The sequence below is a fragment of the Candidatus Melainabacteria bacterium genome (assembly GCA_003963305.1).
In the GTDB taxonomy this organism is placed as follows: Bacteria; Cyanobacteriota; Vampirovibrionia; order Obscuribacterales; family Obscuribacteraceae; genus PALSA-1081.
On the sequence record RXJR01000018.1, the window covers coordinates 159,498 to 172,026 of the forward strand.

Consider the following 12,529-nt stretch of genomic DNA (forward strand, 5'->3'; position numbering starts at 1 on the left):
CTTCGATTGAGATGTTGATGGAGGGCATTTGTCTTTCCATCAAGTCAATTCGCCGGGGGCATGAACGGGGCCAGAGTCGATTGGGTGCGAGCCGACCAACTGTCGAGCTGGGTTGAAAGCTCGGGATGGACCTTTTTAGCCAGCCAGTACAGCCCAGTTGTAAGGCGCAGTGTTGGACGGGCCAGACCGTCGTGGGGCGGGTCTGGCAGGAAATAAACTCGCTTGTTTTTGACGGCTTTCAGCGACGACCATGGATGCTTTTCTAAAAATGAATGGTCTTTGCATTCGTAAGGCATGACTATCACGTCAGGATTTGCCAGAACTAATTTTTCCATGGAAAAGTGAGGATAGCCCGACTCGAGATTCTTGGAAATGCTGTCGCCACCACATACGGTGATGACTTCCGTCAGGTAACTAGCCTTTCCAAGTGTGAGAAGCGGTTGCGGCCAGACGCAATAGAAAACCGCAGGCTTTACGCTTGCTTTGCTTGTGATCTCTTTTAGCTCAGTAATGCAAGTGTTGAATTTAGCTGCTGCCTGGTCACCACGTGCGGTGCTGTTGGAGAGTGCGGCCAGGTCTTTCAGATTTTTGGAAATGTCTGATAAATGGTCGTTTTTTAGAACCAGGACCTTGTAGCCGTTATGCGAGAGTTGCCCGGCAAGAGCTTCCTGACCACTTACACAGACGATTTTGTCAGGTTTGACCGTTGCTAACCTTTCCAGATTGGCAGCAATGAAATTTCCGACTACCGTTTTCTTCTTCACTGCATCCGGATAATCGCAATAAGAGCAAACTCCAAAAAGCTTGTCTCCTGCGCCGACTGCATACAGAAGTTCTGTGTTGGAAGGAGCAAAGGAAACAAGATGTGTGCCGGCTGCTTGCTTGGGCTCATTGCCGCTTGCTGCATTGGCTGCGCCTGCGAAATTTGTTGCTGTTGCGCTGATTGTCAAAGCTGCTGTTATCGCAGCAACAGATTTAAGAGCTGCTGTCTTTACGGCAATTGATGCTGCTTGCTTAGCCAACTTTTGACTTCTTCCAGCCGGGATTCATTGTCCAATGATTGAACCACATAAGTTGCATGTGACAACTCCCATTCAAAAATCGTCATGCGAATAATTCGATCGATTTGCTTCTGGTAATCGGGTTCGGTCCATCTGAATCCGTCTTCTACTGGAGGAAACATTGGTGGAATATAGATGATGTGCGTATAACGCTCAGCTTGTCGACGCGATTGCTGGTAGTAAGCCTCTGTGTCATAGGTCATTGCCTGACAAATATTCCAGCGTTGCCAGAGCACCCAGCAGTCAACCGTGGAGCGGTCGGATATAAACGACCCGGCGGCATCTTCAGCGTCAATTTGCGCTTTCAGCACTTTCCTTTTGAAATCTTCTTGATCGGGAATGTCGCCGATTCTCTTATATCCAAGTTCCTGGCAAAGCTTTCTGCCAAGTTCAGGAATGACCGATAAAGAGAGCAGCGGGGCTAGCATCTCCACCAAAGTGGTTTTGCCGACCCCGCTTGCACCTGTAACGATAATCCTTTGCTGTGTGCTCAATTAGCTGAGTGATTTGGTTGGATCTACCGCTTGACTGCGGGCTGTACCACCATCGATTACTTTGCGGTCGCGCTTCAGGGCGTCGGCGATATCGATACCGGTCAGTCCTTTGATCATCATCATGCTCTGTGTTGCAACGTTGAGAACATCGTTGGTGACTTTGCTGGCACCGCCGTCGCTTCCAGTTGAAAGTACAGTCATGTTGCCAATCTTCGAGAGCGGTGAAGCAGCAGCGGCAATCATTTCAGGCAGTTTCTCGATGATCATGCTTGTCATAGCAGCGTCATTATAGAGCTTGTAGGCTTCCGCTTTCTTAGCCATGGCTTCGGCTTCTGCTTGACCTTTGGCTGCTGTAACGGTAGCTTCGGCAAGACCTTGAGCTCTGGTTGCTTCTGCATGGGCAAGACCCAGGGCTTTGGTGGCTTCGGAGTCTGCCATCGCTTTCAAACGAGTGGCATCCGCTTGACCTTGTGCTTGCAGTTTCATCGCTTGAGCGTCTGCTTCGGCAAGTAATCTGCGTTTTTCCTGTTCGGCTTGCGCCATCAAGCGAATTCTCTGTTGTTCTGCTTCGGCAGGCTTGGTGACTTCGCTTTCGAGAGATACCTGGCGTTTCTGCACTTCAACCTGTTGCAGTTCAACTTCTTTCTGTGCTTCAACGATTCTGATCTTCTGAGTTTCTTCAACAAGTTTCTGTTGTGTCTGCGCTTTGACGATGTCGTATGCCATGTCTGATGCAGCTTTCTTGTTGGCGACTTCGCTCTGGAACTGCGCCTGGTTGACCTGGAAGTTTTTGGAAGCTTCGGCAACTCTAGTGTCGGCTAACAGCTTGGCTTTGGCGCCTTCTTCTGCGGCTTGCGCTTGTGCAATCTGCGCGTCGCGTTGAGCTTGTGCTTGTTGGATTTGAGTTTCTTTGGCTGCGTGGGCAACACCGATGTCGGCGTTTCTTTTTGCTTCGGCTGTTTGTTGACGACCGAGTGATTCCAAATAACCAACTGTATCTTTGATTTCTTTGATGGTGAACGATACAACGGTCAAACCCATCTTGGCCAGGTCAGCAAGCGATACTTCTTGAACACGTTGGGCGAATGAGTCGTTGTTTTGTACCAACTCTTCGACTGCCATCGTACCGAGAATGGCTCTCAAGTGACCGACCAGTGATTCGTGAGCAATGTTCTTTATTTCTTCTTCCGTCTTGCCGAGGAATTGCTCAGCGGCTGTCGAGATTGAGATTTCGTCGCCTTTGACTTTTACTTGAGCAACGCCTTCTACGAATATTGGAACACCGTTTTTAGTGATCATCGGCGCTTGTGAGTGGACGTCTATCGTCATCACTTCAAGGCTCAACGTCGCTTTTTGTTGCACCATCGGCAGCATGACCGCGCCACCACCGACGATGATTTTATAACTTCTTCCGTCCCGCCCAGCGTACATACCGGAGATGATCATCGCTTCGTTGGGGCTGCACTTTTGGTAGAGGTTAACCATCAGATAGACCATGATGAAAGCTAGCATGACTCCGACGCCTACGGCTATTAGTGAACCGATCTCTAAACCAAACATATTGTGTCCCTCCAGTGGGAAAGCGAGAATCGTCTCTTTCCCTTATCATTCCCTAAAATCAGTTCTCTTTAGACAGTTTGCAATTTGATATTTGTCATTGATTTACTGCGTGAGAACATCATATATGCACTCTTGATTTCCTCTTGACAGCATCATCAATTCATTATTATTTGGCGTTCTTCGTCATTTTTTCTACACAATTTTTCAGCCAGCCGACGGCTGTAGTTTCCGATAAAGTTACTCGTGGGCATCTTAAAATTTTGCCGCAGTTCGGCACGGGGGCGAGCAAGCGGGCGTTGCAATTTGTTCAAAGGAAGTTTTATTTTTTCCCTACTGAGTGCAATTTGCGCGATACATTGCGTGCACAATTGTGCCCTTTTAGTACTTTCGCAGCAACGCTTATCGGTGCTGCCTTATTGAAGTGATTGCGAGCGCATCTTTGCTAGTTTTTCTTGCGGCGTAAGAGTGTCATCTTCGAAGGCGGGATCAATAAAGGTGTCGGTCCAAAGATCGACGAGAACATAATCAGGTTGATGTTCGCAGATATAAACTTTGGTTCCTCGTTTGATCTCTTGATCTGGCGATTTCGCTTTCGCAGGAGAGGCATAGCGTTTTGAAGAGACTATGTATGTCACTTCGCCGGTCCTGCCCGGTGGGATGGGCACGGTCACCTCGGCCATATGCCCGATCAGATCGTGCTCGGTGGCTGCCGATGAGGAGTACATTCTTGCGAAGACTGTATTCATGACGTTAGTGACTATTTTGACCGCGACAAAGCCGCCAAAGAGTGCAGGAGCGAGGGTTATGTAGCCAAGCACAGGGAAGCTGGAAATGAAAAAGAGCCCCGTCAATCCGAAGAATGCTAAAAAGGTTGTGATGATGGTTGGGTTCAACGCGCTGAGAATTGCTTCCACCGGACCGCCCTTCTCTTCTTCTCTCGTGGGCGCGTGGAAGGGACCTGTGCTGGCTTGCAGCGCTGCCCCTTGAATTATTACTTCGTTTGCACCGCTGGCGGTGCTTTGACCTGCTCCTGTATGGGTGCCACTGCCTGCGCCACCATGTGCCGAGCCGCTGGCTGCGCCATGTCCAGCGGCGGTGCCCCCTTGACCGATAGCAGTGTGTCCACCGCTTCCGCCATGACCAATTGCAGTGTGTCCTCCGGCGCCCGTATGACCAACGCCGGTGTGACCGCCGACACCACCGTGCCCGATGCCGGTGTGCCCACCGCCAACGTGCCCTCCGTGACCTCCGCCTGCATGGTGAGCTCCCATAAATGCGCAGGCGACCAGAAATAGCGAACCAATCGCGGCGCATACAATATAGATTTGATTTATCAACGGCAACGGTATCATGCTGTCACCTTTCTCTTAACTGATGAAACGTTGTTCCAACTCGTCATGTTCGGGATCATAGGGTTCGATCAAAACAATGTGTTCTTTCGAACCGACTATCAAAACCTTTGAGCCTTTCTTGAAATCGAGTCCTGGTTTGGCGGGCTGTGCAGTGGCGGTCATGCGTTTAGCATTGAGCACGTATGTAACTTCACCCATGCGCCCGTCATGGATGGGGACGTTGACTTCTGCCATCTGCCCGAGCAGGTCTGATTCGCGCTGATGAGTGGACGTGAACATGTTTTTGATCATCCACTGCGTCATGCCCTTAAATGCCGCTGAAACTCCGATGCTGACTGCAATTGCCGGAATTAGCGTGAAGTATCCCAGCCAGGGAGCGTTGAATGCGAGCACCAGACCCGTTAGTCCGAAGAAGGCCAGGTAGATGCAGACCGTCATCGGGCTCAGTAAGGTCAGGATTATGCCGAAAATCCCTGTTGTAACAGTGCTGGTCGCTGTTCGGTGGGTGAGAACTGGTCGCCCGGAGATGGGTACGACTCGATGGTTTGAGTTGCCGCCGGCGTTGAAATCAGTGCCGGCACCGCCATCGTCGCCGGCGTTGAAGTCGGTTCCGCCGCCGCCGTCATCACCGGCATTGAAGTCTGTTCCGCCCCCGCCATCGTCACCAGCATTGAAGTCACTGCCACCGCCGTCATCATGTCCTGCTCCGTCATGCCCTCCGCCTTCGTCGCCGAGGTGACCCATGAGGAAGCTGCCGATCACGAAAATGGAACCGATGCCCGCGCAGACGGCGTAAACTTGACCTAGCATTCCGAGCGGAATCATTGTTCTGATTGCCTGATTTTGGTTCTTGAAAAAGTCGGGTTTCCTAGCAATTCAGTACCCTGAGCAGGCATCCGGTAAACGCTGAAAGCCTTATGAAATGACTAAGCCGGGCACTTCAGTGGTGTTCTAAGCGACGCGCCTCGGAGCGATCTGCCTCGGCTCTTTTGTAGTCACCAAGCGCATCGTAAGCAAGCGCGCGCTTCTTGTAGTACTCAGGTCGGGGTCTCAGTTCAATTGCTAAGTTGTAATCTGCCAGAGCTGCTTTCGAGTTGAGAATTTGCTGATAGGAATCACCTCGCCTGATCAAAGCCTCGACGTCGCGAGGATATTTCTCGAGGAGCCTCGTTTCCTTTTCGATGCGCCTAGTTTCCCTCTTTTCTCCGCTGCTAAGAACATCGGAAACCGTGTCACCAAGTATGTTCTCGGGATTTCGGTGGGTGACGGCAAAGTACAGTCCGCCGAAAACTACCAGTGCGAGCAACACTTGAACTGGGTCACGCAGGAAGGCACCGAATTCCGCGGATTTGTTGTCGGGTGCCCGCCACTGGTTCACGTCCGAGTATTTGTGACCACAGTGGCGGCAGGTAGAAAACTCGGTCTCGTCGACCTGGCGGCAGCGGGGATTAGTGCATGTTTTCTTGATGGGATGACTATCGCCGGCGGTCATGGGGCTCTCATGATTGGATATGGTGAATCCTAACAGCTGAGGTCAGTTGTACCGTGGTTTATTGTAGTAACTATCGGACTGCTTCGAGTTGAGCTTCGAGTTGAGGGAAGATATAGATAGGTCGCGACAGTTCCACTGTCTGATAATCGCGCCAGCCGGGAGCGTTTCGTGGAAATAATTCTCACTCACAACAATATGGACTTCGACTCACTGGCTGCTCAGTTTGCAGTTTCGAAGCTCTATCCTTCCGCGCGAATGATTTTGGGCTATCCGCTGGTCGGCAACGTGCGCAATTTTGTGGCACTTTATCGCAGCTCGATGCCGGTGACTCAAATGAAGTACGTCGATGTTGAAAATGTTCGGCGCATTTTCATCGTGGACTGTCAGAACGTCGAGCGCCTTGATGAGATAGCAAGGAAAATGATCACGGAGCAGAAAATTCCGCACGTCGTTTTCGATCATCATCAGTTCGACCCGAACGGATTGGGTCCCACTGCTCAGGAAGATTCAGTGATAGAGCGGGTCGGCTCGGCAACAACAATTGTTGTCGATAAGATCATGAGTCGGAATATTCATTTGACCCCATTTGAAGCGACTCTTATGGCTATTGGCATTTACGAGGACACTGGTTGTCTTACTTATAGCGGTACGACCGATAAAGACGCTGCCTGTGTAGCCTATTTGCTCAAGCAAGGTGCCGATCTGGCTATTATCAACGATTACATACGTCCCAAAATGAACGACGATCAAATCGGATTGCTTGAAGATTTGATCAAAGATGCTCGTGTGATCACCGTGGGTGGTGCGCGTGTGATTGTCGCAGTCGGATCGCGTGACAAATATTTTGACGGCGTGGCTTCTTTGACGCGCAAGCTCACCGAAGTGGAATCGGCTGACGCTGCCTTCTCCGTCGTTCATATGCGTGATCGTGTTCACATTGTCGGTAGAAGCGATTCACACCTCATCGATGTTCGCCTGGTAGTGCGAAAATTTGGCGGTGACGGTCACCATGGTGCGGGCTCGGCTGTTACTCGTAATGGCACGGTTGAATCCATCGCTGCTGAAATCGAAAAGTTGTTGCGCAAGCAAGTCAAACCGGAAGTGGTGGCTGAGGAGATTATGATCTCTCCAGTGCGCACCATTCGCTCCAATATCACAATGGACGAAGCCAGTCGTATCATGCTGCGCTACGGTTTGGACGGTGTACTCGTTGCCGATGAAGACAGTCTTGTTGGCGTAGTTAGTCGCCGCGATATCGATCAGGCTAAACATCATAAGCTAGGTCATGCGCCTGTGCGCGGATTTATGAGTAAACCTGTTATTTCGATTGACCGGAAAACACCGCTCAGCAAGATTCAACAAATTATGGTTACTGAAGACATCGGAAGATTGCCTGTTCTTGACGAGGAGAAGCAGCTCGTCGGGTTAGTCTCGCGCGGCGATGTTCTAAAGACGTTGTATGGAGACAACGGTTCGAAACCGTTCCTCGTGCCTGAGTGGGCAACACTTCTCAAAAATGATTTTGCCGCCTCTGGAAGCACCGTGCACCTTGAGCCCCGGTCTGTCAATTTGCAGAAGCAGATGAGTACCCTGGATACGCCAACATCGTGGCTGTGCGTGCAGACCGGAAAAGTTGCTGCGCAACTGAATATGGTGGCTTATGCTGTTGGTGGTTCGGTTCGTGATTTGATTCTGAAAGTGCCAAACTACGATCTCGATTTTGTCATCGAGGGGGCCGCCATTGATCTTGCAAATGCTATGGAGTCCGCATATCCAGCTCGTCTTGAAGTGGTGGCTCGGCACGAGCGATTCCAGACCGCTAAATTGTGGTTTTATGCAGACACGAGAAGGGATATAGATTTTTCCACAGCGCGAACTGAATTCTACGAATTTCCCGCAGCTCTCCCTACTGTTGAAGCATCTCAGTTGGAGCAGGACTTGTTGCGCCGCGACTTTACCATAAACGCCCTTGCCATTTGTTTGAATCCGGGTCGCTATGGCATGCTTGTCGATCACTTCGGCGGGCTGGAGGATATCAAAAAGAAGACGATTCGTGTTTTGCATGCATTTAGCTTCATTGAAGATCCGACACGAATTATTCGGGCAGTGCGATTTGCCAGCCGACTGGAATTCAACATCGAGCCGAAAACAAAAGAACTTGCTAAACGCGCCGTAGCCATGGGCATCTTTGACAATCTTGGCGGCAGTCGCATGCGTGATGAGTTGCGTTCGATTCTGGAGTCACCGCGACGCATTCGTGCGCTTGATTTGTTAGCGGAGCTGGGAGCCAAGTTGCGTTATCTCGATGCCGAGTTGGAGTATCAGCAATCGATACGCACGCTGTTGCGGCGCGCTGAAGGCTTAATGAAGCGCTATACGCTGGGGCAGCCATGGGTCGTTTATCTGGCCCTTTTGCTGTCGCAATTGGACGAACATCGCATCGATGTAGTACTCGATCGGCTGCATCTAACTAACGAACAGAAGGCAATCGTTCGAAAAGGGCTGGCAATCCCGAGGCAGTTGCCCGAGGTTGTTGAAACGTTGAACAAACAGGGTGTCAAAAACAGCCAGATCTATTACCTGCTGAAAGGAAAGCCGGAAGAATCGCTTGCCATTGCGGCATGTCTTGCGAGCCCGGGGGCGCCTCTGCGTCGTATGATTCGTTTGTATCTCGAACACCTGGAGAAGGTGCAAATCGAGTTGACCGGTGCAGACCTGGTTGAACTCGGCGTTGCGCCTGGACCTGAAATCGGTCGGGCTCTTGATGCGATTCTCGAACGGAAGCTGGACGGTTTGATTTTCACCCGTCAGGACGAACTGGAATTCGTAAAAGAGCGGTTTCAGTCCAAATTTGCTATCAAGGAATCTTCTACCAGTGCTAAACAAGGCCCGTCCACGGAGAAGAAGCTGACAAAATCGACTCGTAAGACTGCGAAATAGTCTTCAGTGGCTATCTTTGAGTGATGCCAGTTCTTTTTTTTATTTCGACTGAGAAGGTTTGAGACACCTCGTAAATGCCTTCCGGAACCCTTTTTTCAAATCCGGAAGTTTTTCGCAGTGCCTCAATACATGCTAAATCGTTCAATTTATCTCCAGAACTACGTGCAATTGAAAAGTCGGAGAAGGTGCCATCGGAATGGATGAAAAAATGGACATCGGTACTTTTCGTTTTCTCTGAAGGGGGGGTCCATTTGTTATATGTTAGACGCACCATCGTCGATACGTATTTTTCCAGCCATGTCGGTTGTGTAGTCTTGGTAGGAGCTAACTCAGAGTGCAATTTGATTGTACGGACTCCTGCTACTACCGGAGTTGGGAAAGGCTCCTCCGGAGGATATGCTTTGCGACCCTCTGCCGACTCACTGAACAGAGAAACAATGCAAAATGCGTACAGAAAACATTTTTGAAGGCGTGAGGCGTGCACGTTTGCGGTTCCAAATAAGATAGTTAATTCAATTGATGTTCAATCCATCTTAAAGCATTACGTCTGGTATCAGTTGAGTCTCTGGCACATGTTTTTTTGCCGCACATAAGCTGCAGATATACCGGAAAGGTGTGACTAGGACCGGTATGTTTCAGGTTCAGATTTATTGCTCAGCTGATGTAAAACACTTTGCCTTTTGGACTGAAAGGCAAGTGATTCTGAGCGGGAAGCAAGTAAGCATGCTCGCGTCGAACGAGTAAGTTCTTTTCGCAGTAACCATCCGTGATGATGAGTATTGGACCTGTTTTGGGAAAGTCTTTGGCGTTTTGAAGCAGATCGATGCCAGGCTGTAACACTGTGCCACCACGACCACGCACTCTGACACGACCTGCGATCGCATCGATTGACATATAACCCTGATCGTAGGCGATTGCATCGCAAAATATTACGCGCGCGAATGGCACCTCTCGCGAGGCGCTGTAGCTCGCGATGGCTCCAAGTGCTCGAGCGAGCAGATGCCGATCCATCGAGCCAGACGTGTCAAGAATAACGCCAAAGGTGCGCGCATCATCGAATTCTCCGGGAACATAGCGAGGGCGCGGAATGTCCGGCGTGCTCGATTGACGGCGACTTTGCCGAGCGTAAGATCGAACTTTTTCCAGGGGCGGAAAATAATAGTCGAACCACTGCGCCAGTTCAACGTCCCATGGTATAGGCGGCTGAAGCAGCGCATTGATTTCTTCAACCAGATCGGCTGGCAGCAAGCCGCGATTGATCTGGTTGTGGCAATCTAGCCCTTGTGCCAGAGCGCGTCTATAGAAGTCATCGAGAGTTACGCCGTCAGCTAGTCTCCACCACTCTGGTATGTGTCCACTCAACATGTCACCATCTTCGCAGTTGCCACGCAGAGTTCGCAGTTTGCGGGCGCGACGCAGATCGCTTGCGATTCGGTCGTAAATTGTTTCAGCGGAAAGCCCTTTCAATTCAGGATCGTGCAGCAACCCTTGTGGGGGTATCTCGCCAACTTCCATCTCAACTAACCAGCCATTGATGACATAGTCGCAGGCAACATTCCAGAGGAATGCATCTCGCCCGCGGCGCCGTTGTTCATGTTGTAAGCCGACATGCAGAAACTCGTGAGCCATGACGAACCGGCATTGCGATTCAGTCAGCCCAGCAGCAGGATTCATGTATATTTCTTGTTGCTCTGCATGCACAGCAGCAATCGAGACGCTCATGCGAGTGCAAATGTGCGGGTCTTCGATCAGCTCAAAAGCGGCTGCCAGCGCACCAAGAAGTGGATAACTGCTGATGAACCAGGAGCGCGCTCGCTGTGCTGGTGTGCGTTTCATCAACGAATCATTGGCACCGACGAATGGTTCGAGCCCTGCTGCTACATTGACTGCGCTGCTTGCGGCTGATGCCAGACCGCCGGCAAAGAGTTCTTGCCAATCAACTGGCTTACCGTAGAAATTTCTGCTTTCGCCAGTGTTCATCATGTCGCATGCAAATGGACCTGCCATGCCACGGTCTTTCAAATCATCGCTGGCGCCATTACGGCAAATCTTTTCATAGAGCCGTTCTTCGTCCTGCGCACCGATAGCGAAGTCTCCCCTTATTTCCTCTGGTGCTTGTCCGAATTTTATGTCGGTCAGAAACTTGGCTACAAAGGCATCGCATGCGATATTCCATTCCATCTGATTTTCTTTCGTACGGAAGTGATCGAAGGCGTAATGCAGCAGACAGTGAGCGAGAACGTAAGCCCATTCTCGTGGTTCGGCAACTCTTTTGTGGTGCACGTAAATTGAGCCGGAACTCTGCGCAACAGCCCATCCGTCCGCAGGACAGACTTTGTTGTCTCCTCTGTAGATCGTCACATAATCCAGTAATCGCCCAAAGATAGGGTGTTGAGAAACGAGCGCACGGCCTTCGAAATAGTTTTTCGTAGCCGTATCGCACTGCTTTGCGGCTCGCGATTTCTTGCCCATTTCTCAACAACTCCTTTCCCTTAATCACGTTGTTTTCTTGTCGACTAGCCGGGGCAAGTCGCGAACAATGTCGACCATGAACCAGCTTGGTAGCACATCTCCACTCTTCTCTTCTTGCACTACCATTTGTGCCATCTCCAGGCTGATCAGCGAGAGGTCCTTCAGCAGACCTTTTGCTACGTGCGCCAACTCACGAGCGCTGCCGCTCATATCGTTTTTGTGTTGAGGTAATTCTTTGAGCAGTTGAGCACGGAAAGATTGCGCAAGAAAATACAGCACATCACGATCTTTGGGATCAGTTGGCCATTTTTCATCTCCTTTCAAGATTGCGCTCAATGCGTATTTGCTGCGCAATTGTTTGACGAAGCCTTTGAATTGGGTGGCGTGTTGTGGCGACAAGCAGCCGTATGCCACTACTTCCAGTGCCTGGTCATTAATGCCGTTGCCGTATTCATGCAGGGCATCGCTCAGCATGTGCCAGGATCTAGGTGTGGAGAATGGCTCTTCGTGCTTTGGCGCTTCTGCTGCGAGCTGATCTGGTCGGTTTTGAATGTAGCGGATCACTAACTCGTGAATGTCGTTTTGATACGCCCATTCCAGCCAATCGCGGTGCGATACGCGCAGATGCACGTGCACCAATCGATTCAACAGCGCCGACGACATTGGTTTGACGATGGCACTATCTTGAGCACGGTTGCCTGCTCCGATGACAATGGAACCTTTCGGTAATAGATATTCGCCGATTCGCCGCTCGTGAATCAGGCTGTAGAATGCCTTTTGCACTTCGTGCGAGCATGCATTAAGTTCGTCGAGGAACAGGCAATATGGCTCAGATCTTGCAATCATTGCAGGCGGACAAAAGCGGCTGACACCATGTTCGATTTGTGGAACACCGATAATGTCTTCAGGTGCGAGCTGACTTCCAAGTAACGAGACGCATGGCATTCCCAGCGATTCGGCAAAGTTTTGCACAATCGAAGATTTGCCGGTGCCGGGCGGACCCCATATGAATACGGGGCGCACCAGAGCGACGTTTAAGAGAAAGTCGGACAGCTCTCTTTGTGAGAGTGTGACAACTGGATTCATATGGTTGTTTTCCGTTCTGATGAGTGCAGGAGATTTCGTGATTCCCCGACATGCTTAGTGTGTCCGGCAGAC

Annotated in this window: 10 protein-coding genes and 1 pseudogene; 2 read left to right on the top strand and 9 right to left on the bottom strand. The window is 50.6% G+C overall.

The genetic code is table 11. The features are described from left to right. Positions 1 to 44 precede the first annotated feature (44 nt). The 3 genes from EKK48_18105 to EKK48_18115 are packed head-to-tail and all read right to left on the bottom strand — an operon-like array spanning position 45 to position 3,115. Positions 45 to 1,046: a hypothetical protein gene (locus tag EKK48_18105; GenBank protein RTL39784.1), complete on the bottom strand. Its 1,002-nt coding sequence runs from the start codon at positions 1,044 to 1,046 to the stop codon at positions 45 to 47. Further along, positions 992 to 1,555: a hypothetical protein gene (locus EKK48_18110; GenBank protein ID RTL39785.1), complete on the bottom strand. Its 564-nt coding sequence runs from the start codon at positions 1,553 to 1,555 to the stop codon at positions 992 to 994. The genes EKK48_18105 and EKK48_18110 overlap by 55 nt, the downstream gene beginning before the upstream one ends. Continuing rightward, positions 1,556 to 3,115, bottom strand: coding sequence for a flotillin family protein (locus EKK48_18115; protein RTL39786.1), 1,560 nt, complete (start codon positions 3,113 to 3,115; stop codon positions 1,556 to 1,558). Positions 3,116 to 3,258: 143 nt separating this feature from the next. Between EKK48_18115 and EKK48_18120 the strand changes: the two genes are divergently transcribed. Continuing rightward, positions 3,259 to 3,540 (top strand): hypothetical protein, encoded by a 282-nt coding sequence (locus EKK48_18120; GenBank protein ID RTL39787.1) that lies wholly within the window; start codon positions 3,259 to 3,261, stop codon positions 3,538 to 3,540. Here EKK48_18120 and EKK48_18125 read toward each other — a convergent pair. The 3 genes and pseudogenes from EKK48_18125 to EKK48_18135 all read right to left on the bottom strand — a co-directional run bounded on the left by EKK48_18125 (position 3,529) and on the right by EKK48_18135 (position 5,959). Then, positions 3,529 to 4,467, bottom strand: a complete 939-nt coding sequence (locus EKK48_18125; protein ID RTL39788.1) for a hypothetical protein — start codon at positions 4,465 to 4,467, stop codon at positions 3,529 to 3,531. The genes EKK48_18120 and EKK48_18125 overlap by 12 nt on opposite strands. A 600-nt stretch (positions 4,468 to 5,067) precedes the next feature. Further along, positions 5,068 to 5,157, bottom strand: a pseudogene (locus tag EKK48_18130) (DUF1542 domain-containing protein). 250 nt (positions 5,158 to 5,407) lie between these two features. Beyond that, positions 5,408 to 5,959, bottom strand: a complete 552-nt coding sequence (locus tag EKK48_18135) for a hypothetical protein (GenBank protein ID RTL39789.1) — start codon at positions 5,957 to 5,959, stop codon at positions 5,408 to 5,410. Positions 5,960 to 6,127: 168 nt separating this feature from the next. Between EKK48_18135 and EKK48_18140 the strand changes: the two genes are divergently transcribed. Beyond that, positions 6,128 to 8,899, top strand: a complete 2,772-nt coding sequence (locus EKK48_18140; GenBank protein ID RTL39790.1) for a CBS domain-containing protein — start codon at positions 6,128 to 6,130, stop codon at positions 8,897 to 8,899. Between the two features lie 10 nt (positions 8,900 to 8,909). On the opposite strand, the gene EKK48_18145 is transcribed toward EKK48_18140, so the two are convergent. The 3 genes from EKK48_18145 to EKK48_18155 form a co-directional block, all read right to left on the bottom strand. Next, complete coding sequence (locus tag EKK48_18145) at positions 8,910 to 9,383, bottom strand: hypothetical protein (GenBank protein RTL39791.1); 474 nt, start codon at positions 9,381 to 9,383, stop codon at positions 8,910 to 8,912. Positions 9,384 to 9,553: 170 nt separating this feature from the next. Further along, positions 9,554 to 11,371 carry a peptidase gene (locus EKK48_18150; protein RTL39792.1) on the bottom strand — a complete coding sequence of 606 codons (1,818 nt, stop codon included), beginning with the start codon at positions 11,369 to 11,371 and terminating at the stop codon, positions 9,554 to 9,556. Positions 11,372 to 11,395: 24 nt separating this feature from the next. Beyond that, complete coding sequence (locus EKK48_18155) at positions 11,396 to 12,457, bottom strand: MoxR family ATPase (protein RTL39793.1); 1,062 nt, start codon at positions 12,455 to 12,457, stop codon at positions 11,396 to 11,398. Between the last annotated feature and the right edge of the window lie 72 nt (positions 12,458 to 12,529).

Coding starts and splice junctions, on each gene's coding strand:
- EKK48_18125 (RTL39788.1), bottom strand. CDS start 4,467: ATGATACCGTTGCCGTTGATAAATCAAATCTATATTGTATGCGCCGCG.
- EKK48_18150 (RTL39792.1), bottom strand. CDS start 11,371: ATGGGCAAGAAATCGCGAGCCGCAAAGCAGTGCGATACGGCTACGAAA.
- EKK48_18155 (RTL39793.1), bottom strand. CDS start 12,457: ATGAATCCAGTTGTCACACTCTCACAAAGAGAGCTGTCCGACTTTCTC.
- EKK48_18115 (RTL39786.1), bottom strand. CDS start 3,115: ATGTTTGGTTTAGAGATCGGTTCACTAATAGCCGTAGGCGTCGGAGTC.
- EKK48_18135 (RTL39789.1), bottom strand. CDS start 5,959: ATGACCGCCGGCGATAGTCATCCCATCAAGAAAACATGCACTAATCCC.